Here is a 23703-nt window from a genome sequence, read left to right as displayed (position 1 = left end):
GTTAAGGGGCGGGCTTTAGCCCGTCCCAGCGAGCGCAGCGAGCGATTTGAACCAACTGTTAGACGCTCGGATGTACGCATAATTTAAAGTACCGCCTTCCCTGCTTGTAACGCGTTACGCGCTGAACCTGGCGAAACGCATTAAATTTAATGTTTGCAATGCTACTGACTGTCTGCGGTTTTGACTCTGCCCCGTTAGTGGCCGCGGTAGTTCAGTAAATACAAATTTCGATGATCTGTGAAGCATTAAGCAGTGGAGCGATGTTGCTGATGTACACGATACAAAACCAAACAAGCTGAAAGCGATTGGCTAACTATAAATAGACACCAATTGGTGTGATAACGCTTTTACGATCGTGGTGGATAACATTCCTTGTCCTCTCGTCTATCCCTGTCTAGGCTAGGCATTGCAGCGGTCGGATGACCGTATAAGGGAGTTATACACCATGGACGGAAGGCCCCGGTTGCTCGATCAGATGCGCGAGCAGATTCGCCTCAAACACTACTCGATTCGGACAGAGCGCGTCTATTGCGAGTGGGTCAGGCGTTTTATTCGATTTCACCACTACCGCCACCCGCTGGAAATGGGGGCTGCTGAAGTCGAAGCGTTTCTTTCCGATCTTGCTGTGCGCCGAGATGTCTCCGCATCCACGCAGAACCAGGCGCTGGCTGCTTTGTTGTTCCTCTACAAGCAGGTACTCAAGCTGGATCTGCCATGGCTTGGGAAAGTCGTCCGGGCGAAAAAGCCTGTGCGTTTACCCGTGGTGTTGAGTATTGCCGAGGTTCGGCATGTGTTGTCGCGTCTTGAAGGTGAGCTCTGGCTGGTTGCCAGTCTGCTGTATGGCTCGGGCATGCGTTTGATGGAGGTCATGCGTTTGCGGGTCAAGGACGTGGATTTCGTTCGGCAGGAGATCCTGATCCGTGACGGCAAGGGAATGAAGGACAGGGTCACGGTGCTGCCGCAGTGCTTGATTCCGCCGTTGCAAGGACACCTGGCCGTGGTGAGGGCCATCCACCAGACGGAACTCCAGGCTGGACGCGGCGACGTGTATCTGCCCTTCGCGCTCGAGCGAAAATACCCGAAGGCGCCGGTGGAGTGGGCTTGGCAGTATGCCTTTCCTGCCGCCGGTCTATCGCGAGATCCACGCAGTGGCAAGGTGCGCCGCCATCATCTCGACGAGAAGCGGGTGCAGCGTGCCTGCAAAGCGGCGGTCAAGGAGGCCGGTATCGTCAAGCTGGCCACCCCGCACACGTTACGGCACTCCTTCGCCACCCACCTGCTGGAAGGCGGCCAGGATATCCGCACGGTGCAGGAGTTGTTGGGCCATGCTGATGTGAAGACGACCATGATTTATACCCATGTACTCAACCGCGGCGGTTTTGCTGTGCTGAGTCCGCTGGATCGTTGAGCTGCACAGGAGACGCCGACGATTTACGCTGCAAATCTTTACAGAGATACCCGTGTTTCCTATTACCCGGACGGTCGAGTCCGGCAGGCTGCTAGCGCTGACTCAGGCAGGCTACCGCCGCCCCTACGCACTACGGGGCTGGCGACTGAATGACAAGAAACACAGGGAGTGACGGCGGTCCTTGCCGGAGAGGTGGGGAGCTGGCATTCCCTTGGATTGGCCGAGCATAGTGCAGTGAGTCGTTCGCGCCAAGCCAAGGCTCCTGCGGCCTGGCAACACACACTTGTGCCCGGGCAGGCGCTGACGGCGCTTGGCGGCGACCGTCAGCCGGACGGCCGCCCCGGCCATGGCAGGGCGTTGATCAAGCTCGGCTCGCGTTGCCGATGTGGTTGGCCTTGAGCACCGGTAGGGACGGTCGCCAGGCCTGTCCACATCCATCGCTGATTGGGGACCGGGACGGGTTACAGAACCCGGTAGATTTCCCAGCGGCTGGTCCCGGAAACGACATGCGGCTCGAGATCCTTGCTCCATTGCTTGTGGGCTGCGATCGTCGCCAGTTTTTCCCACACCTGATTGAGTTCGGTGAGGTCATCGATCAGGTGCTCGGCCTGAACGGTGGCCTCCAGTGCACCGACCGAGCCGGTGAGCAGGCGCATCTTGTCCGTGTCCAGGCCGACCTGCGGGGCGATCTCGCGCATCCAGCGCTGCATCAAGTCGATCACATTCTGTTTGTAGCCAAATTTCGCATCGATGCTCCAACGGGCAATCATCATGACCTGTCTCCTCGCGATGAAAGCAATGGCGCGAACGGTATGGCTTGAACCGTCTGGCACGCAGGCGCCATTGCGGCACTGTGGGTGCGTACTCATTAAAGGTATAGCGCACACGCTCGGTGGAACCGGTCAGCGGACGGGCGCCGGGGCGAGCGCTCAGGCTGATGCCGGCGCGGGCTGCAGCAGGGCCTCGATAAAGCTCTGTCCCCAGGCCTGGATAGGGTTGGCCAGCAGCGCCGCAAACAGCTGCCGATGACGGCTGCAGCGTTCCTCCAGCGGCATCTCCAGGGCGAGCTTGATCGCTTCGGCCAGGGCATCGCGGTCATGCGGGTTGATGATCAGCGCCGCATCCAGTTCGGCAGCGGCACCGGCGAACTGCGAGAGGATAAGCACGCCGGGGTCGGCCGGATCCTGGGCAGCGACGAATTCCTTGGCCACCAGGTTCATGCCGTCGCGCAGCGGTGTGACCAGGCCGACTCGGGCCAGGCGCATGACCGTGGCGACGTCCTCGCGTCGGTGGTTGCGGCTGACGTAGCGCAGCGGCACCCAGCAGACGGCGCCGAAGCGGCCATTGATGTGGCCGACCTTGGCGTTGACGATCGAGTCGATCTCGGCGTATTCGGGGATGTCAGAGCGGCTGCCGGGGGCGATCTGCAGGTAGGTGACGCGGTTGTGCCATTCGGGGTTGCGCTCGAGGAAACGTTCGTAGCCGTCGAACCTGTTGACGATGCCCTTGGAGTAGTCGAGGCGGTCGACACCCACCAGCAGGGCGCGGCCGGCCAGGCTGTTGGCGAGCTCCCGCGCGAAGTCTCCCTGCGCCGATTGCTGGGCCAGGTGGCGAAAGCCCTCGGCATCGACCCCGACCGGGAAGGCACCGACCTGAAAGTGCTGGTTGCCCAGGTGATAGTGGCGTCCGTCGTGGGTTGTCGCGCCGATCACCTGGGTCAGGTAGCGGGTGAAGTTGCTCGCATCGTTGGCGGTCTGCAGGCCGATCAGGTTGTATGCGGTGAGCGCGCCGACCACCTCGCGATGGCGGGGCAGGGCGGTGAGCAGGTCAGGCGGCGGCAGCGGAATGTGCAGGAAGAAGCCGATACGGTTGGCGTGGCCGCGCGCGCGCAGGGCCAGGGCCAGGGGCATCAGGTGGTAGTCATGCACCCAGAGGAGGTCGTCTGGCTTGAGGAGTGGGCTCAGGCGCTCGGCGAAAAACTGGTTGACCCGCAGGTAGCCCTCCAGATCGGACTCGTTGAACTGCGCGAGATCCAGCCGATAGTGCAGGATCGGCCACAGCACACGGTTGGCGAAGCCGTTGTAGTACTCCCGGAAATCCTGCGGGCGCACGTCGGTAAGCACGTACTTCATGTGCCCGGAGTCGATGGTCACGGGCGGCGGCGGTGTCTCGGACATCTGCCCGCTCCAGCCGAACCACAGCCCGTCGCGTCCCTGCATGGCGGCCTCCACCGCTACGGCGAGGCCGCCCGGGGCGGGTCGGCCCTGTTCGTCGGGGATCGCTACCCGGTTGGATATCACCACGAGCCGCGACATAGCCCCTCCTTCCAGCCGCCCGACAGGCGCATGCCGCTGTCGATCAGCCCGGCCATCGAGCAGGTCTGAGGGATGTTGCCCCAGCGTTGGCCGGCGAGCGGAGGCAGATCCTCGGCCAGCAGGCCGAGTTCGAGCGCGCCCGGCTGCCCGATCATGGCGCCAGCTCCCTGGCCGCCTGGGCCAGGGCGGCGGGCAACACGTCCGTTACGCTGACCGCATCGGGAGATTGGGGAATGTCCGGCAGGGGGCCATCGACATCGAGAAGCTGCGCGCAACCCGCTGCCCGCTTGCTCAACCAGGCGTTGATCCGGGCACCCGCCGAGGGGTGCCTACGCGAGGTCGCGCCCGCGCCGGTTTGCCCCTGATTGAGCGGACAGGACATGGGGATTGCCCTCATAGCTGCCTGCGCCGCGTCGACGCATCCGTGCGGGCGGCGATGAGCTAAGAATAGCATCGCTGCCCTGCAGCCCCCCGCCGGACGGCCGGGGAGAGGGCCACTAGATGCCGAACGGGTAGGTCTCGTCATCGTGACTTGCGCTGTCGGGGGCGCTTAGCGGTTTGATCGGCTGGGTTTCGTCAAACCAGATGTAGGCATCGAACTGATCGGCCAGCACGGCCTGGAAGTAGTGGCTTTGCAACTCGGTCAGTGGCCGGTAGATGACGCCGATGGCGCGCTCGAGCAGCAGGGTCGACAGTCCGTCGCGCAGGGGCTGGTGCTTGGGGTCACGCCAGTCGAACAGGACGGCGTCGAGGCCGCTCTGGTGAAACTGATATTCCCAGCTGTTTGCGCGCGCCGGGCGGATGTCCTTGATGTGCATGGGGCCATCCCAGTCATCGGCGGCGGCCACCTGGCCATGGTCAGTGCCCATGCCGATCAGGACGGCGTCGTGCCCCCAGGCAATCCGGCTGAGTTGACCGATGTTGAACTCGCCGCGCCAGCCCATGGCGGTGGCGGCGGCATTGCCGATATGCGAGTTGTGCGCCCAGACCACGGCTTTCGCCGCAGGGCCGCGGTGTTGCAGCAGGGCCTGCAGGGTCTCGAACATATGCCGGTCGCGCAGGTTCCACGAGGCGGCGGAGCCGCGGTACATGACCCGGTAGTACTGCTCGGCCGCCCGCACTACCCGGGCGTTTTGCGCGGCATTGAAGAGGTCTTCGTGGTCTTGCTCGAAGGCCTCCAGGCGTTTGCCCAGCAGGTCGTTGAGCTGGGCGACCACGGCATCTTCGCAGGAGCCGCCGTTGCCGTGTTCGACGAACAGGCCATAGCGCGCCGGCTCGTCCTGCCAGGGCGACAGGCAGGCATAGCGCTGGCGTGCTTGTTGGGCCTGCTGCGGGTCGACCTGATCCAGGTAATGCAGGACCTCGGCCATGGAGTTGCGCAGGCTGTAGACATCCAGGCCGCGAAACTCGACGCGCTGGTCCGCGGGCAACGATTGGTTGTGATGGTGCAGCCAGTGGATGAAACGCGATACATCGGTGTTGCGCCACATCCAGGTGGGGAAGCGGGTAAAGGCGCTTTGGGTCCAGGCCGAGGTATCGCGCTGGCGGGCGAAACGGTCGAGCTGCGCGGCATCCGGCCAATCTGCCTCGGCGGCGACTATGTTGAAGCCGTGCCGTTCGATCAGGCACTGGGTAATGGCGGCGCGGGTTCGGTAGAAGTCCGAGGTGCCATGACTGGCCTCGCCGATCAGCACCACGCGGGCATCACCGTAGCGGTCGAACAGTTCGGCGAAGGCGCTGCTGTGCAGATCCGGCAGAGGCTCGGCGTATTGGCGGAGGAGGGCAGGCAGCTCGCTTGCCTGCGCCGGTGCACGGTTGGCAATTTCGATCGGGGATCCCATGACGCACCTCAGCTCACGAATCAATCACTTATCAGCGTAGTGCGGCCAGGCTCACGGATTCTTGTGCGGCGACGAACGCACCTCGTTTGTGCCTAGCGCCCTGGTAACCGTCTGCCGGTTAAGGGAACTCGCGGCGCACCGGTGCTGTCGGAGCGACTGTTAGCGATTGTGGAAAAACACTCGCCTACTGGACCGCCTCCAGACGCCCGCCGCTGACGTTGTGCGGCGTGAAAAGCAGGAGCATTCAGCTCACTGAGTCCCCCGGCTTGTCACGCAGCGCGCCTATCCGCGAACACTGGAGAGGGTCTCGCTACGGCGCTCGATATTTTCACAACCGCTGAATTGTGCTGGTCCCGCGGGGGGTGGCGACTCCAGGGCTCTGACCTCTAGCAGGGGGCATTGCCGATATGGGGCGACGTCTGGTCGAAAATGGTGGTTGGCGACACCTGGCTTCTCCCGGGGCTTTTCTTTATTGTGGCGGCCCGCCAAAAAGCTCGAGTAATCAATATGTTGGAAAATAGCCTAAGTCAGTTGGAACAGCTGGTCAGTGACCTTGTGCAGGCGAACAAGGCGCTGCAGAGCACAAACGTGCAATTGAGCAGCGAACTGGCGCAGATCAAGGATGAAAACGAGACCCTGCAGTTGAGCGCGATCGAGCAGGAAGAACTGCACGGCGCCACTATCCAGCGGATCCAGGCCCTGGTGGAACTGGCGACTGGCAGCAACACGGTCAAGGCGAGCCCGGCTAACGTATGAGTGGTGACGGTGCATCGATCCAGGTCATTTCAGTCTTGGGCAATGACTACAGCATCAGGGTGCCTGTTGGCCAAGAAGCGGAGTTGACCGCGTCGGCGCTGCTGCTCAAGCGCCTGCTGGCGGAGACCAAAGCCCAGTCGACGACCCTGATCGGCGAGCGCCTGCTGGTGCTCACGGCGTTGAAGTTGTGTGCGCAGCAGGTCGAGCTGGAGCAGCGTCATCGGCAAAACATCGAGCGTCTCGAGGGCGCAGTCAGCGCCAGGGTCGCCGATATCGCCGGTTTGATCCACCAGGCGTGAGGCCAAATACAACCGCCGACTGTCGGGGCAAGCCCGTCTGCATCGTGGCGCGCTGCTAGTCTGTTTTATTGGCCAGCCCTTGGAAGGGCTGTCAATCGGCTCCCACTGCCGGCCACTGGAGAGTGCCGAGCGGCGCAGGAGTTAAAACTATGACGGCGCTCGCGACAGACAAGCAAGCAATCAACCAGGTGGTGCGCAATTATGTAGAGGGTATGGTGTTTGCGAACCAAGCCCGGCTGCGACAGGCGTTCCATCCCGACTGCCGGATCATCGGCCACTATCATGGCGAGCTGGAGTGGTTATCGCTGGATGACTTCATCGCCGCCATCGAGGCCGAAGGCCCTGCCCCGAGCAGTACCGAGCCGGTATGGGAGGTGGAAAGCATCGATATAACGGGTGATGCGGCCGCGGTAAAGATGACCGATCTGTATTTCGACCTGAAGTTCACGGACTACCTGGCGCTGCTGAAGATCGGGCAAGACTGGGTGATCGTTAACAAGCTGTATTACTACCATGCTTAGGCGACGAACAATCAAAACCATCGGGTGCAGGCGATGACCCCAGGCTCCGGCGCGCGCCTGCAAGGAAACGCCAACAGACCCTAGCACTCCCAAAGCCAAGACTTGCGTCTTGGCTTTTTAATTTGCGTGCAGTACAGGGGCTCCTCAAGCAGCGTGTCAGTGGCCAATCAACGGTAGCGGGAAAGGATGGTCTCGAACTCGTCCGCCTGTCTCATCTGCACCAGGGCGCGCAGCACCCGCATGGTCGGCACGTCCGGTTCGTCGCGGACGATACAGGCGACAATGTCAGAGGAAATTTCCAGCTGCGGCTGAAGGTTATGCCCAGCCGGCTGCTGGCGGTTGAACCACTGCAGCGTCAGTTCGTTGCTGATGGCGTAGTCGTAACGCCTGGCTTTGAGCTTATCCAGCACCAGCTCCTGGGTGCGGGCGTCGTCGCGCCGCAGGTGGCCGCTGGCGAACAAGGGCGCGAGTTCGGGGTAGGTGAAGCCCAGTACGGTGCCGATTGTCTCGCCCTGCATCTGGCTGATCTGCAGCTGCTGCTTGTCCCGTCCGACCAGCAGGTCGCGCTGGACCATGAACGGCACACTCCAGATGTATTGATGGTGCGACTCGTTCAGCCAGGCCGGGTTGACGTAGCAGCGCACGTCAATTTCACCCCGCACCAGCATTTGTTGAATGCGCAGGCGCGGGCGCACCAGCATTTCGGCGCGGCGGCCGACTTTCTCGGCCAACCGTTGTTGCAGGTCATAGAGAATGCCGCCGGTGGCCTGGCCATGCTCGATGTGGATCATGGGCATGGCCCAGCTTTCGCTAACGGCAAAACGTAATGGCCGTTCCTCGGCGGTACTACCCAGGCTCAACAGAATCAGGGCGAGTGACAGGCAGCGCATAGTCGGGTGTTCGTTTTTTGCCAGGCAACTGATGGCCTGCCTGGTGGTGATAGTGAAGGGCAAGACTAGCGGGCCATCGGCAAGGCCGCGCCCATCATCGCAAAAAGTCCGCCGCAGCAGCGGTTGAAGCCTTTGCCGCTGCGCTCCAGCCAGGGGCGGATACGGTAGGCAGCGCGCGCCAGCACGTACTCGACGAGGCCTTCCACGACCGCGAAGGTCAGGGCCATCACGGCGAACTGCATCCAGAGGTCGCCTTGCGGGTCGAGGAACTGTGGCAGGAAGGCGCCGAAGAACAGGATCACCTTGGGATTGGACAGCGCCGACAGCAGGCCCTGGCGAAACAGCGCAGGGCCCGGTTTTGCGACTGCCAGAACAGGCGCGCTGAGGTGCAGCGGCGGGGCGCGCCAGAGCTGGATGCCGAGCCAGACCAGGTAACCGCCGCCGATCCACTTGAGGATGTTCAGGGCGTTGGCCGAGGCCTGCAGCAGAGCGCCGATGCCGAACATCGACAGGGCCATCAGCACGGCGAAACCAATCACCCCGCCCGCCACTGTCCACAGGGTCTTGCGGTGGCCATAGAGGGCGCCGTGGGTCAGCGCCAGCAGGCCGTTGGGCCCTGGTGTCAGCGACAGGCCGATGACGGCGGCGAGATAAAGTAACCAGCTGTGCAGGGCCATAGGGTTGTCCGTGGGAGAGGAGGGCGCTTGTTGTGCTTGCCTTGGAGGATGCTGGCTATACCGGAGGCATCGGTCAAGCGGTTGCACTCAGGGTGCCGCGTCGAAGCTGTCGGCGCGGGCCATTTTCCACATCCGTTGGTAGAACTTGCCTTCGATCTGCTCGTCGAGCAACTCGCCCGGTTTGAGGTAGACGTGTTGCTGCGAGAACAACTTGATCTCGCTAGCAGAAATGCGCCGCACCAGATGGCGGGCGTCCAGTTGCGCCGGGTGCTCGAGGCCTGCGGCGGCGAGCATCTCCGCCAGCGCCTTGAGGGTGTTGCGGTGGAAGTTGAACACCCGCTGGGCCTTGTCCTCGGGCACCAGGGCGCGTTGACGCAGCGGGTCCTGGGTGGCGACGCCGGTCGGGCATTTGTTGGTGTGGCAGGAGCGGCTTTGTACGCAGCCGACGGCGAACATGAAGCCGCGCGCGGAGTTGGCCCAGTCGGCGCCGATGGCCAGCATGCAGGCGATATCGAAGGCGCTGACGATCTTGCCGCTGGCGCCGAGCTTGATCTTGTCGCGCAGGCCGCAACCGACCAGGGTGTTGTGCACGAACAACAGGCCTTCGCGCATGGGTACGCCCATATGGTCGGTGAACTCCAGCGGCGCGGCGCCGGTGCCGCCTTCCTTGCCGTCGACGACGATGAAATCCGGATATATCCCGCTCTCCAGCATGGCCTTGGCGATGCCCATGAACTCCCAGGGGTGACCCAGGCACAGCTTGAAGCCGACGGGCTTGCCGCCGGACAGTTCGCGCAACTGGGCAATGAACTGCAGCAGTTCGAGCGGCGTGGAGAAGCTGCTGTGCCGCGCCGGCGATATACAGTCTTCGCCCATCGGCACACCGCGGGTCGCGGAGATCTCCGCAGTGACCTTTTGCTTTGGCAGAATGCCGCCGTGGCCGGGTTTGGCGCCCTGGCTGAGCTTGATCTCGATCATCCGCACTTGTGGCTGTTGCGCCTGGACGGCGAAGCGCTGCGGGTCGAACCGGCCATCGCTGCTACGGCAACCGAAGTAGCCGCTGCCCAGCTCCCAGATCAGGTCGCCGCCATGTTCGCGGTGGTAGGTGCTGATGCTGCCTTCGCCGGTGTCGTGAGCGAAATTTCCCAGCTTGGCGCCCTTGTTCAGGGCACGAATGGCATTGGCACTGAGCGAGCCGAAACTCATCGCCGAGATATTCAACAGCGATGCCGAGTAGGGTTGGCTGCACTGCGGCCCGCCGATGGTCACCCGGAATCCGGCCGGATCGGTCAGTGGCGCCGGGCGTATCGAGTGGCCGATGAACTCGAAGCCGCTCTGGTAGACGTCCAGCAGGGTGCCGAACGGCTTGTCGGCGACTTCCTCCTTGGCCCGCGCGTAGACCAGCGAACGCTGGGAGCGGGAGAAGGGCAGCTGCTCGCGGTCGGCTTCCAGCAGGTACTGGCGGATTTCCGGGCGGACCCTCTCGACCAGGTAGCGGATATTGCCCAGTACCGGGTAGTTGCGGCGGATCGCATGACGCTTCTGCAACAGGTCGCCGATGCCGATCAGGCTCAGCACGGCGCTGATCAGGGTCAAGGGCCATAGCCATTCGTGCTGCAGGAACGCCAGGCTAAGCAGGGTGAAAAGCAGGCAAAAAGCGAAGAAGGCGTAACGGCTGAGCAGCGACAAGGTCATGCAGGCTCCCAATGGCAAGGCAGGGCGAGGCGTCAATGTAGATGGGCGGGTGGGCGTTCGTCGATCGCTGCACGCTCGGCTGCATTGTCATGCCTGACCAGCGGCAGGGTGAAATAGAAGGTGCTGCCTTCGCCCAGCACACTGCTATAGCCAATCTTGCCGTTCATGCGTTCGACCAGGGTTTTGCAGATACTCAGGCCGAGCCCAGTGCCGCCTTTGCGGCGACTGTCCGAACCATCGGCCTGGGCGAATTTCTGGAAGATGCGTTCGCGGAATTCCTCGGCGATGCCGGGACCATGGTCGTGCACCTGGACCCTGACTTCATTGGCGATGATTGCGGCGGATATCTGCACCTGGTTCTGTGGGTCGGAGAATTTCACTGCATTGGAGATCAGGTTGCTCAATACCTGTTGCAGACGCAGGCTGTCGATTACGACCGGTACCTGCTCCGGCAGTGCCTGGTCATCCAGGCTGAGGTGCACCTCGAAACTGTCGGCGTATCCCTGGTTATGCCGCAGCGCTTCATGCAGCAGGGGCCGCAAGTCGGTGCGGCTGAGCTGGATGCTGGTTTGACTGAATTCGAGTTTCTCGATGTCCAGAATGTCGTTGACCAGGCTGATCAGGCGTTCCGAATTGCTCTGCGCGATGCAGACCAGCTCGCGCACCTTCTCCGGCAGCTCGCCCACAGCACCCGCCGCCAAAAGGCCTAACGACCCCTTGATCGAGGTGAGCGGGGTGCGCAACTCGTGGCTGACGGTGGAGACGAACTCACTTTTCAGGCGTTCGACCTGTTTCCGTGCGCTGATGTCACGGGCCATGCAGATATAGCGCTGACGCCCCGGCAGCTCATAGCGGCTGAGGCTGATCTCCAGTTCCAGCTGTTGGGCATCGGCATTGTTTGCAGTGACCTCCAGCGGCTTGCCAAGCATGGCATCCCAATGCTCCCCAGAGTGCCGGTGCAGCATGGGGATCAGGCCGCCAATCTGCCTGCCGAGCAGCGCACTGGCGGGATAGCCGAACAGGCGGCTGCTGGCAGGATTGGCGCGTTCGATCAGGCCTTGCTCATCGAATATGAGAATGCCTTCGGCAGCGCTTTCCAGGATGGCACTCAGCTCCAGGGTGCGTTGCTTGACCTGATGGCGAATCTGATCGGCGCGACCGGTGATGGTCAGCAGATAGCCGCCGAGCAGGCTGCATAGCAACAGGCCGCCTGCCAGCACCGCCCAAGGCTGCAGACCATGGTTGCGTTGCAGAAAGGCTTCGGTTGGCGAGATCGACAGCTGCAGCATGCGTCCGGCCACCTCAAACGACTCCTGCCAGAGCAACCCTGCCGCATAGGGCGGCAGCGTGGCGCTGGCTTGGCCATACAGGGGCTGCGGCGTGGCGTCGGTAATATCGAGCAACTGCAACTGGAAGCTGTCTCCCGGGTAGGCCTGGAGTGCATTGTCAATAAGGTCGGCAATCCGGATCACCGCCACCGCATAGCCGCGTAACTCACGGTGACGCTCGCCAACACTGAGGGGCGGATCGCCCATGTAGACCGGGTACAGCAGCAATACGCCGGGTTGCGGCGCTGCGTTGTCCTGGATGAGGGTGATCGGTGCCGTCATCACCGCCCTGGCGCTATCCCGAGCCTTCTCCAAGGCCTGGCGTCTCTGCGGCTTGGACAGCACGTCGAAACCCAGTGCCTTGGCGTTGGCCGCGAAGGGCTCGACAAAGGTTACCGGGGCATAGACCTCTCGTTGTGCCGCGGCAACTTGCTCGTCCGAGTCGTTGTTTTCACTGATGCGGAACCCTGCAAAGCCTTCGGCGACCATCTGCGCCTCATAACGCGCACGCTGGTCGGCGCTGATCAATGGGTCCCAGCTCACCGCGGTGATCCCTGGATAGGTGCTCGGCAGATTCGCCACGAAACGGGCGAAATCTTGCCTGGAAACCTGAGCTGAGGATGAAAAAAACCGCTCTATGGACTGGGCCGCTTTGCCGTAAAGCTCGAAACGGAACTTCAGGCTGGTGCTCATCATCTTGGCCTGTTCGTGAAAGCGCAGGCGCAGGTTGTTCTGTTCGGCTTCGCTGGCACGGATGAAGATCAGCACCATGATGCTGCAGCTGATCAGCAGCGGCAGGCCCACGCTGCCAGCGCGGCTGCGCCAGAGGGCGCGGGGCTGGGCGAAGAGGATGAGCATCAGCGGGGTGGCGATCAACACGCCAATGCTGTCGCCGACCCACCAGGTCCACCAGCTGAAGGGAAATTGCGCGGCCGTGATGACCTGGCTCAGGTAGAGCACGCCAGCGCCGCCGCTGGCACTGATCAGGCAGGCCAGCGGCCCGCCAATAATGAGCAGGAGGAAAATGCTGCGTTCATCGGTGAGCGAGGTGGGGAAGCCGACGAAATGACGAATCAGCCAGCTGCCGACCAGGCTCTGCAATGAGGTGCCGATCGCGATGCCCATGGCGATCAGCAGGCCCTCGAGGCTCAGTTGCTCGAAGCTGATGAAACCGATGCTGAGATTCAGCAAGGTCGAGCCGAGAAACACCCCGGCGAGCATGGGGTACCCCCAGATCAGCACTGCGGCCAGGGCGATCCCCACAGGCGGAAAGATGGCACTGGCGAACCCCGGCGGAATGGCCAGCATCAGCGCCAGGTGGCCTGCTACGGCATAGGCCAGAGCAAGCAGCAATATTTTCACAGGCAGTGGCACGGCGGCAAAGGGTGCAGTCTGCATGGACTGAAGGGCTCCGTTGATGCGGGTTGTCCAACTGTCTTGGCGGCCGATTCAGGCTTGGTCTTCATTCAAGCAAGCAGGTCAGCAGCAATCCGAGACAGCGCACTGGTTCTAGCGGGTGAAATATACTTTTTGGGGCGCAACGAAAAATTAGCGAGGGAGGGGCTAGGCTTCTTGTCCGTGGGTGCGTCACTGCATGGCCCGAAAGCTAGCGGAAGATAACTCACACCACAAGTCAGGGCAGCCAGGGTGGGCGTTTTAGAGGCAGTTACTCGCACCCTGCAGGCACTTGTCTGTCGTGGGGACGAAGCCGCGCCGGTTGTGGCACACTCTGCGCTTTGGAACGAGTGTGCTACTGCTCGGCGACAATGCCCGGTCAGCACTCAACAATTTCTGTCTATGGCCCGCCGGCCAAGGGCTTATGCATAAATGGCCGCGATGCGCGGCAAATCAACGAGAGGAATGACCGTGCACAACGTCGTGATCAGTGGGACCGGCCTGTACACACCGGCGAACAGCATTTCCAACGACGAGCTGGTGGAGTCCTTCAACGCTTACGTACAGCAGTTCAATGCGGACAATGCGGCGGCGATCGCCACGGGTGAGGTCGCCGCACTGATCGAGTCGAGCAGTGCCTTTATCGAGCGGGCGTCGGGGATCAAGAGCCGCTTCGTGATCGACAAGGACGGCATCCTCGATCCGCAGCGCATGGTTCCGCGGATTCCCGAACGTTCCAACGAGCAGTGGGGCATCCTCTGCGAGATGGCCGTCGCCGCCGCCCAGGAAGCACTGGCCCGTGCGGGCAAGACCGCTGCGGATATCGACGGGGTGATAGTCGCCTGCTCGAATCTGCAGCGCGCCTACCCGGCGGTGGCCATCGAAGTGCAGGCGGCACTGGGGATCCAGGGATTCGGCTACGACATGAACGTAGCCTGCTCCTCGGCCACCTTTGGCCTGCAGGCTGCGACCAACGCCGTGCAGCTCGGCCAGGCGCGGGCGATCCTGATGGTCAACCCGGAAATCTGCACCGGTCACCTGAACTTCCGCGACCGTGATAGCCACTTCATCTTCGGCGATGCCTGCACCGCAGTGATCGTCGAACGGGCCGACCTGGCAACCTCCGAGCACCAGTTCGATATCGTCAGCACCAAGCTGATCACCCAGTTCAGCAACAATATTCGCAATAACTTCGGCTACCTCAACCGTGCCGCGGAAGAGGGGGTTGGCGCCTCGGACAAGCTGTTCGTCCAGGAAGGCCGCAAGGTGTTCAAGGAAGTCTGCCCAATGGTCGCCGAGCTGATTGCCAGCCATCTGGCGGAAAACCAGTTGAATGTTGGCGACGTCAAGCGTTTCTGGCTGCACCAGGCCAACCTCAACATGAACCTGCTGATCGCCCGCAAGCTGCTCGGTCGCGATGCCGAGCCAGGTGAAGCGCCGGTGATCCTCGACAGCTATGCCAACACCAGCTCGGCCGGTTCGGTGATCGCCCTGCACAAGCACCAGGACGACCTGCCGAGCGGTGCGCTGGGCGTGCTCAGTTCCTTCGGCGCCGGTTACTCGATCGGCAGCGTGATTCTGCGTAAGCGTTAATGGACTACCCGTCCGATAGCGCGTTGCTCGCCCGCCTGCTGGCTGGCGAGGAGAAGGCCTTTCGCGAATTGGTCGCCACCTACCAGGGGGCGATGCGGGCGGTGGCTTTCGCCATCGTTGGCAGCCGCAACGCCGATGAGGTGGTGCAGGATGCCTGGCTCGCGGTGGTGCGCAACTTGGGCGGCTTCCAGGGCCGCTCCAGCCTGAAGACCTGGCTGCTGACCATCACGGCCAATACCGCCAAGACGCGTCTCAAGCACAACCGGCGTGAGGTGCTGCTGGATGATCTGCCGGGACCGCACGGATCGGTTGGCGACGAGCGCTTCTCGGGCGACGGCCACTGGTTGCTGGAACCGTTCGCCTGGCATCAGGACACCCCGGAGGCGTTGCTCACGGAGGAAGAACTGCGTGAGTGCCTGGAGAAAACCCTGACCAGCCTGTCGGATCTACAGGGCAGCGTGTTGCTGCTGCGCGAGCGCCAAGGCCTGGAGTTGGAGGAAATCTGTAATCTTTTGCAGATATCGCTCTCCAATGTCCGGGTGTTGTTGCATAGGGCACGGTTGAAGGTGTTCGCCACCCTGGAACATTTCGAGGAGACCGGCCAATGCTGAGTTGTAAGGAGTTGGTGGCGAACTCCAGCGATTTCTTGGATAGCCAGTTGAGTCTGCGCCAGCGTCTGGCTGTGCAGATGCATCTGGCCATGTGTTATCGCTGCAGGCGCTTCATCAAACAGATGCGTCTGAGTCAACGGGTGTTGCGCGCGTTACCGGATGCCGCCATTCCCGAGTTGGACAAGCTGGCCGCACGGCTGGCCGAAGAGGTTCGCTCGCGGCGTTGATCGGGGCTGCAAAAGTGAGTGTCCTTATCTCATTGCAGTCTCTGGTCGTGCCAGCCAGCGCGGTTGGCGCCAGCGGCTATGCTTGGTCGGCCAATCAACATTCCGACCCGGGAGCGCTGGATGTCATTCATTACCAGCCACGATGCCTGGTTCGCCGGTCTTCGGGCGTTGAGTCATGACAGTTTTCCCAAGCTCTGCCGCACGTGCGGGCGGGAATTTGCCAGCGCGGCAGACTACTTCCAGCAGACCCAGGCGATTCGCCACGATATCACCGGCCTGAAGGCCGTCTATGACGACGAGGAGGGGGCGCTGGTCGAGGTCTTCCGTAACTGCGTATGCGGCTCCACCCTGTTGGTGAACTGCATGTCGCGGCGCGACGATTCGGCGGCCGGGCATAGCCGGCGGCGGCTGTTCGACGACCTGCTCGGCTATTTGCAGCTCCATGGTGTCGAGCGGGCGCAGGCGCGGCACGAACTGCTGCGGGTGGCATCCGGTGAGCGCAGCGAAGTGCTGGAGGCCTGGTATGCGCAGATCGCCGCGCGCGGTGCCAAGCCCGAGGGCTGAGAGCTTGTGAAACAGCGCTCGCCTAGTGCGATCGTTCCCAAACGCCCTCGGCTCCGATCAATGACCGCGAGCAATCCGCGATCCATAGGGTGCCAGTCGCCGCAGGCAGCGCACCGTCGATCGGCGTTACCACAGCCATCCGCCGGACTGTCGCTGCGCTCGAATGGAACGCCGCACGGCACTCTTTTTCCACAGCCCCTTAGCAACGTCTCGCCCGACCTGACGACGCGGGCGGGTGGCGTTGTGTGTCAGCCGCTCCAGTCGTGGCCAATGCCCCCTGTCACAAGAGTAATGCGGTGTTGTTTGCGTCAGGGCTGTGGCGTTCCCCGGCTCGACTTCGATACGCGGCCCTAGCCATCACTGCTTATAGATATTCGAAGTAAAAAAGTTCCACTGTCATCAAAAATTTATATATCAGCAATCGCGCTGACATAACTCGCCGCCAAGATTCCCTGCAGCACAAACGAGCGCGCTCGCTCGGGTGTTTTCAACACTAAAAGTCTACTAGAGGAATCTTCGATGATCCGTAAGCACAGCTTCCGTGGAACAATGGTCGGTTTCGCAGCCAGCGCCCTGGCTCTGGCCGTTTCCGCCCAGGCTTTCGCTGGTACCGTCACCACCGACGGTGCCGATATCGTGGTCAAGACCAAGGGCGGCCTGGAAGTGGCCACCACCGACAAGGAATTTTCCTTCAAGATCAACGGTCGTCTCCAGGCGGATGCGGACAGCTTTGACGGCTTCTACACCAAGAATGGCAATCGTGCCGATGAAACCTATTTCCGTCGTGCCCGCTTGGAAATTTCCGGTGTAGCCTTCACCGACTGGGGCTATACCTTCAATCGTAACTTCAGCGACAAAGCCAGCGATTGGGATGAACTGGCCATTCACTACAATGGCTGGAAACCGCTCCAGCTTTCGGTCGGTCGCATCAATCCGACCTTCGGTCTGGAAGAAGCCGTCAGCTCCAAGTGGATCACTGCCATCGAGCGTTCGGCCATTTATGACCTCGCCCCCTGGCTGAACAGCCATGAGAATGGTGAAGGTATCCGACTGCGCGCCACGCTGGGCGACATGTTCCACGGTGAGGTTGGTGGCTATCGTCAAGACGGCAACCAGGACGAAGATGGCAAGAACAACACCACTTTCGTAGCGCGCGGTGTATTTGCCCCGATCGTCCAGGATAAGCAGGTTCTGCACTTCGGCCTGAACTACGCGACCCGTGAAGTAGAGGCGGGTTTCAGTGACTCGATCAAGTCGCGGTTGTCGGTTCGTGGCACTACCGAAGACAGTGCCAACGGTAACCGTGGCACTTTCGGTGGCGCTGCGCTGGATGGCACCGATCAGGCATGGGGGGCGGAAGCGGCCTATATGATGGGGCCGTTCTCCATTCAGGGTGAGTACCTGGCTCGTACCGCCGATGGCGATGCAGCGGCCAATGGCAACGACAACGATCTGGAAGCCAGCGGCTACAACGTGCAAGTTGCCTACACCCTGACCGGCGAATCGCGCAGTTACAAGCTCGATGGCGGCAAGTTCGACAAGATCAAGCCAGAGAACAAGCAGGTCGGTGCTTGGGAAGTGTTCTACCGCTACGACGACATCACGGTTGATGAGACTGCGGTTGCACCCTCCAACGCCGGCTTGCTCGGCCTGACTGCCAATACCGCTGAAGCCAGCGCCAAGACTCACACTATCGGTGTGAACTGGTATGCCAACGAAGCCGTGAAGATTTCCGCCAACTACCTGAATACCAGCGTGGACGACATTGTGAACGCCAATGGCGACGATGATGGCGACGCCATCAGCCTGCGCGCCCAGTACGTGTTCTAAGTAAACACCTCGCCACTACAACCTTGCACCCCTCAAGCCCCGCCTCGTGCGGGGCTTTTTTTCGTCAGGCCAACAGGCCAGACTGCGCTCATGCCTATATCGACCCTGTCTGCGTTGAACGAGCTGGATGCCTCGAGCTGGGATGCCTTGCGCATCGATCAGCAACCTTTTCTGTCTCATGCCTTTCTCTCGGCGCTGGAAGACAGCGGCAGCGTGGGCGGGCGCAGCGGCTGGCAGGCGGCGCATCGCTTGCTGCAGGACGGCCAGGGGCGGGTGCTGGCGGCCATGCCGGCCTATGTGAAAAGCCATTCCTATGGCGAATACGTGTTCGATCATGGTTGGGCCGATGCCTGTCACCGGGCGGGCATCGACTATTACCCCAAGCTGCTCGGCGCCATTCCCTTCTCACCGGTAAGTGGGCAGCGTTTGCTCGGCGATCCGCTCGCCGCCGGGCAATTGCTCGATGAGCTGAGCGCCAGCCTTGCTCAGCAGGGTCTGTCGAGCCTGCATATCAACTTCACCAGCCCGGCCGATGATGCGCTGCTGCAGGGGCGTGACGGCTGGTTGCAGCGTCTCGGCTGCCAATACCATTGGCATAACCGCGGCTACCGGGATTTCCAGGATTTTCTCGATGCCCTCAGCTCGCGCAAGCGCAAGCAGATGCGCAAGGAGCGCGAGCAGGTGGCGGGGCAGGGCATCGAATTCGACTGGCGCGAAGGGCATCAGCTCAGCGAGGCCGAGTGGGATTTCGTCTACCAGTGTTACGCCAATACCTACCGGGTGCGTGGCCAGATGCCCTATCTGACCCGGACGTTCTTCAGCTTGCTGGCCGAGCGAATGCCGCAGATGATCCGCGTGGTGCTGGCGTGCCAGGGTGGCCGGCCGGTGGCCATGGCGTTCAGCTTGATCGGTGGCGACAGTTTGTATGGCCGCTACTGGGGCTGCCTGGCGGAGTTCGACCGCCTGCACTTCGAGACCTGTTTCTACCAGGGCATGGAGTATGCGATTGCTCAGGGGCTGCAGCGCTTTGATGCCGGTGCCCAGGGCGAGCACAAGCTGATCCGCGGCTTCGAGCCGGTGATCACCCACTCCTGGCATTACCTCTGCCACCCGGGCTTGCGCGCGGCGGTGGCCGATTTTCTCGAACAGGAGCGGGTTGGCGTGCAGGGCTACGCCGAGGACGCGCGCGGGTTGCTGCCGTATCGGCAGGGCTGAGGTTTTCGCGGTTGCAGTTTCGTGGCTATGACCCCTGATCGTAGGAGCGGCCCATGGCCGCGAAATCCCCAAGGAGAACGCTTATGGACGAGCGCTACAGCTACAAAACGCCGGGGCACGCTGAATTACGCAATGGCCGTGTATCCATTTGCCATTCGGCTTATCTGATAACCACTACAACTCAAAACCGCACACCACTCTTCATCCATTTTCCAGCCGCCAGTTCGGCCGCGCGCTGTTTCGAAGATGCCACCTTGCTCAGGGAAAGCCGCATGCTGGCCTGGGTGTTAATGCCGGATCATGTGCACTGGCTGCTTCAGCTTGGAGAGACAGACAGCCTCGGCGGGGTGATTGGCCGACTCAAATCCGCCAGTTCTCGCCATACCAACCGGACCCTGAATCGAACGGGTCCACTCTGGTCGAAAGCCTTTCACGATCATGCTTTGCGCGAAGAGGAAGACCTGCAAGCCGTCGCCCGTTACATCGTGGCCAATCCGCTGCGTGCAGGACTGGTCAAGCGGGTCGGGGATTATCCGTTCTGGAATGCCATCTGGCTTTGATCAGGCTCGGCGATGATTGGTGCACTCAACATCGATTCGCGGGCACGGCCCGCTCCTACGGGGTGGCGGCGTGCTCTGCTTTTGTAGGAGCGGCCCATGGCCGCGATCGACATTTCACTCCACCCCGACGAAGCCGCCAGTCTGGTGTTGCCAAAGGCGGGCGTAGAGGCCGCCGCGTTCGATCAACTGGCGGTGGCTGCCTGTTTCGACGATGCGGCCCTGGTCGATTACCACCAGGCGGTCCATGCGCGCGATGGTCGACAGGCGGTGGGCGATGGCGATCACTGTCTTGCCCTGCATCAGAGTATCCAGGCTTTCCTGGATCACTGCCTCGACCTCCGAGTCGAGCGCCGAGGTGGCTTCGTCGAGCATCAGGATCGGCGCATCTTTCAACAGTACCCGGGCGATGGCGATGCGCTGGCGCTGGCCACCGGAGAGCTTGACCCCGCGCTCGCCGACCCAGGCATCGAAGCCGTGGCCGCCCTGGCCGTCGTCGAGCAGCGGAATGAAGCTGTCGGCGCGGGCCTTGCGCACGGCTTCGAGCAATTCGGCTTCGCTGGCTTCGGGTTTGCCGTACAGCAGGTTGTCGCGGATCGAGCGGTGCAGCAGCGAGGTGTCCTGGGTTACCACGCCGATCTGGGCGCGCAGGCTTTCCTGGGCCACCTCGGCGATGTTCTGACCGTCGATCAGGATGCGCCCGCTCTCCAGGTCGTAGAGGCGCAGCAGCAGGCTGACCAGGGTCGACTTGCCCGCGCCGGAAGGGCCGACCAAGCCGATCTTCTCGCCGGGCGCGACCTCAAGGTTCAGGCCGCTGATGACCCCGTGGCTTTTGCCGTAATGGAAGTGGATGTTGTCGAAGTGCACCGCGCCCCTGCTGACCCGCAGCGGCCTTGCGTCTGCCCGGTCGCACACCTGGCGCGGCTGGACGATGGTGCGCATGCCGTCCTGCACCGTGCCGACGTTCTCGAAGATGCCATTGACCACCCACATGATCCATTCGGCCATGTTGTTGATGCGTATCACCAGGCCGACGCTCAGGGCGATGGCCCCGCTGCTGATCAATGCCTGGCTCCACAGCCACAGGGCCAGCGCAGCGGTGGCGGCGATCAGCAAGCCATTGAGGCAGGTCACGCTGAAGTCCAGGGCCGTGACGGTGCGGGTCTGCAGGCGCACCTTGTCGAGCAGTTCCTGCATCGCCTCGCGGGCGTAGCCTTCTTCTTCGCGGGTGTGGGCGAACAGCTTGAGGGTGGTGACGTTGCTGTAGCCGTCGACCACCCTGCCCATGAGCTTGGAACGTGCCGCCGAAGCCCCGGCCGACCGGTTCTTGATGCGCGGCACGAAGTAGCACAGCAGCAGGCAGTAGCCGGCCAGCCACAGCGTCAGCGGCAGCATCAGGCGCAGGTCCGCCGCGGCGAACAGGTACAGCGCGCTGCCGGCGTAGACCAGTACGTGCCAGAGTGAGTCGACCACCTGCATGGCCGAATCGCGTAGCGCCGGGCCGGTCTGCATGATGCGCTGGGCGATACGCCCGGCGAAGTCGTTCTGGAAGAAGCTCAGGCTCTGCTTGAGCACGTAGCGATGGTTCTGCCAGCGCACCAGGTTAGTCAGGTTCGGGGTGATAGCCTGGTTGGCCAGGAGGTCGTGCAGGCCGAACACCAGCGGGCGGATCAGCAGCACCACCAGCAGCATCCACAGCAACTCGCCTTGATACTGGTTGAAGAACTCGGCGTTCGGCGTGGCCTGAACCATGTCGATCAGCCGGCCGAGGAAGCTGAACAGCGCCACCTCGATCAGCGCGGCGAAGAAACCGACCACCAGCACGGCGATCATCAGCGGCCAGACCTGGCGCAGGTAGTAGGCATAGAACGGCAGGATGCCCGCTGGCGGCGCGGCGTCCGGGCTGGCCTTGAATACGTCGATCAGGGCTTCGAAGCGGCGAAACAGCATCTCAGGCATCCTGCCTTGGCGGTGGTAAGAGTACTGATTCTATCCCTTAACCCGCAGGCGCTCGACTGCCAGGTAACGCCGCAGGATGACGCTCATCCCGGGGGCGCAGGCGACTGCTGTCGACCATCGGCAGGGCTCTGGCCAGGGCGGTCAGGTTTGGGGAGCCCCTGTCGCTGGCCGTATTGGCATTCTTGCGCCTGACGCCGGCCCATACAGGTGAGAGGTGTCGGGAAACCACTCACTAGAAATGGAGGTCAGGCGTACGTATTGCGTTTCTCTTAGCCGCATTTCTCGCCCTGACGTTGATAGGGGGCGACGACGAACCGGCCCAGCCCAGTGCTCCGGCGAAGCCCATGCCGGCTGAGCCTGCCTCGGCCGAGGAAGACCAGCGCCAGTAGGCTGCGAAAATGTATGGGAGTTCCCCAGCTTGTGGCCAGGGTGGCGGTGTGATGTGCCCCCGGTAGTGGGGCTACCGCTGTGGCAGAAAGAGGAGGCGCTCGGCGCAGCGCAGTAGGGGCCAACCGACGCTGTTGCGCCGGTTATGCCAATGCCGCTGGCGCGCCTCCAGGCTGGCGGCATGGCCCCTGGAGAGTCTGCGCGTGCCGCCACGCGATGGCTGTGGTCAAGTGGCGGGCGTCATGCGCCGCCCATGGGTTACAGACGCTTGGCTTCGATGATCAGCACCGGTTCGCGCGGTACGTTCTGCTGGCCGCCGCGATTGCTGGTCGGTACCTGGGCGATCTTGTCGACCACCTCCATGCCACGCAGTACCTTGCCGAATACTGCATAACCGAAGTCGCGCGAGCCGTGGTCGAGGAAGGCGTTGTCCTTGTGGTTGATGAAGAACTGGCTGGTGGCCGAGTCGCGCACCTGGGTGCGCGCCATGGCCAGGGTACCGCGCACGTTGTGCAGGCCGTTGTCGGCTTCGTTCTTGATCGGCGCCCGGGTCTGCTTCTGCTGCAGGTTGGCATCGAAGCCGCCGCCTTGCACCATGAAGCCCGGAATCACCCGGTGAAACTGGGTGCCAGCGTAGTAACCGCTGTCGACGTAGGCGAGGAAGTTTTCCACGCTGATCGGCGCTTTTTCCGCGTCCAGTTCGATTTCGATGTCACCGAGACTGGTGGTCAGCAGTACTTTCGGGTTCTCCGCAGCCATCAGGCAGCTGGCAAACAGTACGGAGCAGGCGGCGAGGGCGATTTTTTTCAGCATGGTTGTTTATCCTTGTTGAGGGCAGTGGCGGCAGTCTGTTCGACTTCCTCGAGGAAGGCCAGCAGGCTGCTGTTGAAGCGCTGCGGTTGATCCAGCGGTGTGGCGTGACGCGAATCTTCGATTACCAGCAAGCGTGCATTGGGCATTTCCTTGACGTAGGCCTCTTTCTGCGCGACAGGGGTGTAGTCGCGGTCGGCGCTGATTACCAGGGTAGGGCAGGTTATGCGCGCCAGGCGATCGCGCACACCCCAGCCGATGATCGCATCGAGGCTGGCGAGGTAGGCGCGCTTGTCATTCTGCGGCCAGCGCTGCTCGATCTTGCGCCGCAGTTCGGCTTGTTCGGGCTTGGGGAACAGCAGTTTACCCAGTGCCTTGGCAATGGTATCGAGGCTGAGCAGGCGCGACAGGCTCCAGCGTTTGGCGATTTCCAGGAAGTCGCGCGGGCTCTTCGCCTTCACTTCGGGACCGCTGTTGACGATGGTCAGGCTTTTCAGCAGTTCGGGACGGTCGACGCCCACCTGAAAACCGATCATGCCGCCCATGGAGATGCCAACCAAATGCACCCTGTCGAGCCCCAGGTGCTCGATCAGTACGTTCACATCCTGGGCAAAACCGGCGATGCTGTAGCGTTCGCGCGGCTTGTCAGAGCGACCGTGACCGCGGATGTCGATGGCAATCACTTGGTAGTGCGCAGCCAGTTCCGGGATCTGATATTCCCAGTCGCAGGTGCTTGAGCCCAGGCCGTGTACCAGCAGTACCGGAGCGCCCTTGCCATACACTTCGTAGTGCAACTGGCAGCCATCATTATCGTAGTAGGACATG

23 protein-coding genes are annotated in these 23703 nt (G+C 62.2%); 11 read left to right on the top strand and 12 right to left on the bottom strand.

Going from position 1 to position 23703, the window contains the following annotated elements; genetic code table 11:
- Positions 1-445 precede the first annotated feature (445 nt).
- Positions 446-1408: an integron integrase gene (locus LJY18_RS11395; protein WP_238041934.1), complete on the top strand. Its 963-nt coding sequence runs from the start codon at positions 446-448 to the stop codon at positions 1406-1408.
- Between the two features lie 461 nt (positions 1409-1869).
- On the opposite strand, the gene LJY18_RS11390 is transcribed toward LJY18_RS11395, so the two are convergent.
- From LJY18_RS11390 to LJY18_RS11370, 5 genes are all read right to left on the bottom strand, one after another.
- Entirely contained in the window at positions 1870-2181 is a 312-nt protein-coding gene (locus LJY18_RS11390) for a hypothetical protein (RefSeq protein WP_238041933.1), read from the bottom strand.
- 156 nt (positions 2182-2337) lie between these two features.
- Positions 2338-3723, bottom strand: coding sequence for an alpha,alpha-trehalose-phosphate synthase (UDP-forming) (locus LJY18_RS11385; RefSeq protein WP_238041932.1), 1386 nt, complete (start codon positions 3721-3723; stop codon positions 2338-2340).
- Entirely contained in the window at positions 3705-3878 is a 174-nt protein-coding gene (locus LJY18_RS11380) for a hypothetical protein (protein WP_238041931.1), read from the bottom strand. The genes LJY18_RS11385 and LJY18_RS11380 overlap by 19 nt, the downstream gene beginning before the upstream one ends.
- Entirely contained in the window at positions 3875-4105 is a 231-nt protein-coding gene (locus tag LJY18_RS11375) for a hypothetical protein (RefSeq protein WP_238041930.1), read from the bottom strand. The genes LJY18_RS11380 and LJY18_RS11375 overlap by 4 nt, the downstream gene beginning before the upstream one ends.
- 115 nt (positions 4106-4220) lie before the next feature.
- Positions 4221-5564, bottom strand: a complete 1344-nt coding sequence (locus tag LJY18_RS11370; protein WP_238041929.1) for an erythromycin esterase family protein — start codon at positions 5562-5564, stop codon at positions 4221-4223.
- A 507-nt stretch (positions 5565-6071) separates the two neighbouring features.
- On the opposite strand from LJY18_RS11370, the gene LJY18_RS11365 reads away from it, so the two are divergent.
- The 3 genes from LJY18_RS11365 (at position 6072) to LJY18_RS11355 (ending at position 7140) form a co-directional block, all read left to right on the top strand.
- Entirely contained in the window at positions 6072-6320 is a 249-nt protein-coding gene (locus LJY18_RS11365) for a hypothetical protein (RefSeq protein ID WP_238041928.1), read from the top strand.
- On the top strand, positions 6317-6619 hold the full coding sequence (locus LJY18_RS11360; protein ID WP_269137806.1) for a cell division protein ZapA: 303 nt from the start codon (positions 6317-6319) through the stop codon (positions 6617-6619). Before LJY18_RS11365 ends, LJY18_RS11360 begins: the two co-directional genes overlap by 4 nt.
- 149 nt (positions 6620-6768) lie before the next feature.
- A complete protein-coding gene (locus LJY18_RS11355) occupies positions 6769-7140 on the top strand; it encodes a nuclear transport factor 2 family protein (protein ID WP_238041926.1) in 372 nt (123 codons plus the stop codon).
- A 167-nt stretch (positions 7141-7307) separates the two neighbouring features.
- On the opposite strand, the gene LJY18_RS11350 is transcribed toward LJY18_RS11355, so the two are convergent.
- The 4 genes from LJY18_RS11350 to LJY18_RS11335 all read right to left on the bottom strand — a co-directional run bounded on the left by LJY18_RS11350 (position 7308) and on the right by LJY18_RS11335 (position 13128).
- On the bottom strand, positions 7308-8030 hold the full coding sequence (locus LJY18_RS11350; RefSeq protein ID WP_238041925.1) for a substrate-binding periplasmic protein: 723 nt from the start codon (positions 8028-8030) through the stop codon (positions 7308-7310).
- A 65-nt stretch (positions 8031-8095) separates the two neighbouring features.
- Positions 8096-8707 (bottom strand): LysE family translocator, encoded by a 612-nt coding sequence (locus LJY18_RS11345; RefSeq protein WP_238041924.1) that lies wholly within the window; start codon positions 8705-8707, stop codon positions 8096-8098.
- Between the two features lie 87 nt (positions 8708-8794).
- Positions 8795-10402 (bottom strand): FMN-binding glutamate synthase family protein, encoded by a 1608-nt coding sequence (locus LJY18_RS11340; protein WP_238041923.1) that lies wholly within the window; start codon positions 10400-10402, stop codon positions 8795-8797.
- Between the two features lie 32 nt (positions 10403-10434).
- Positions 10435-13128 carry a CHASE domain-containing protein gene (locus LJY18_RS11335; protein ID WP_238041922.1) on the bottom strand — a complete coding sequence of 898 codons (2694 nt, stop codon included), beginning with the start codon at positions 13126-13128 and terminating at the stop codon, positions 10435-10437.
- 468 nt (positions 13129-13596) lie between these two features.
- On the opposite strand from LJY18_RS11335, the gene LJY18_RS11330 reads away from it, so the two are divergent.
- The 7 genes from LJY18_RS11330 to LJY18_RS11300 all read left to right on the top strand — a co-directional run bounded on the left by LJY18_RS11330 (position 13597) and on the right by LJY18_RS11300 (position 19725).
- The gene (locus LJY18_RS11330; protein WP_238041921.1) at positions 13597-14718 is read left to right on the top strand and encodes a beta-ketoacyl-ACP synthase III; all 1122 of its coding nucleotides are present in this window, start codon (positions 13597-13599) and stop codon (positions 14716-14718) included.
- Complete coding sequence (locus LJY18_RS11325; RefSeq protein ID WP_238041920.1) at positions 14718-15329, top strand: RNA polymerase sigma factor; 612 nt, start codon at positions 14718-14720, stop codon at positions 15327-15329. The genes LJY18_RS11330 and LJY18_RS11325 overlap by 1 nt, the downstream gene beginning before the upstream one ends.
- Complete coding sequence (locus tag LJY18_RS11320; RefSeq protein WP_238041919.1) at positions 15323-15556, top strand: anti-sigma factor family protein; 234 nt, start codon at positions 15323-15325, stop codon at positions 15554-15556. Before LJY18_RS11325 ends, LJY18_RS11320 begins: the two co-directional genes overlap by 7 nt.
- 120 nt (positions 15557-15676) lie before the next feature.
- Positions 15677-16120, top strand: a complete 444-nt coding sequence (locus tag LJY18_RS11315) for a hypothetical protein (RefSeq protein ID WP_238041918.1) — start codon at positions 15677-15679, stop codon at positions 16118-16120.
- 519 nt (positions 16121-16639) lie between these two features.
- Positions 16640-17950: an OprO/OprP family phosphate-selective porin gene (locus LJY18_RS11310; protein ID WP_238041917.1), complete on the top strand. Its 1311-nt coding sequence runs from the start codon at positions 16640-16642 to the stop codon at positions 17948-17950.
- A 90-nt stretch (positions 17951-18040) separates the two neighbouring features.
- Entirely contained in the window at positions 18041-19165 is a 1125-nt protein-coding gene (locus tag LJY18_RS11305; protein ID WP_238041916.1) for a GNAT family N-acetyltransferase, read from the top strand.
- Between the two features lie 83 nt (positions 19166-19248).
- Positions 19249-19725 (top strand): REP-associated tyrosine transposase, encoded by a 477-nt coding sequence (locus LJY18_RS11300; protein ID WP_238041915.1) that lies wholly within the window; start codon positions 19249-19251, stop codon positions 19723-19725.
- Positions 19726-19839: 114 nt separating this feature from the next.
- Here LJY18_RS11300 and LJY18_RS11295 read toward each other — a convergent pair whose 3' ends face one another.
- The 3 genes from LJY18_RS11295 to LJY18_RS11285 all read right to left on the bottom strand — a co-directional run bounded on the left by LJY18_RS11295 (position 19840) and on the right by LJY18_RS11285 (position 23702).
- Positions 19840-21672 (bottom strand): ABC transporter ATP-binding protein, encoded by a 1833-nt coding sequence (locus tag LJY18_RS11295; protein ID WP_238041914.1) that lies wholly within the window; start codon positions 21670-21672, stop codon positions 19840-19842.
- A 654-nt stretch (positions 21673-22326) separates the two neighbouring features.
- The gene (locus tag LJY18_RS11290; protein WP_238041913.1) at positions 22327-22881 is read right to left on the bottom strand and encodes a peptidylprolyl isomerase; all 555 of its coding nucleotides are present in this window, start codon (positions 22879-22881) and stop codon (positions 22327-22329) included.
- Complete coding sequence (locus LJY18_RS11285) at positions 22875-23702, bottom strand: alpha/beta fold hydrolase (RefSeq protein ID WP_238041912.1); 828 nt, start codon at positions 23700-23702, stop codon at positions 22875-22877. The genes LJY18_RS11290 and LJY18_RS11285 overlap by 7 nt, the downstream gene beginning before the upstream one ends.
- Position 23703 lies beyond the last annotated feature (1 nt).

The sequence above is a fragment of the Pseudomonas sp. MMS21 TM103 genome, from assembly GCF_022132145.1.
Lineage (GTDB): Bacteria > Pseudomonadota > Gammaproteobacteria > Pseudomonadales > Pseudomonadaceae > Aquipseudomonas.
The sequence above is the reverse complement of the archived record's forward strand: the minus strand, read 5'-3'. Positions and strand labels throughout refer to the sequence as shown.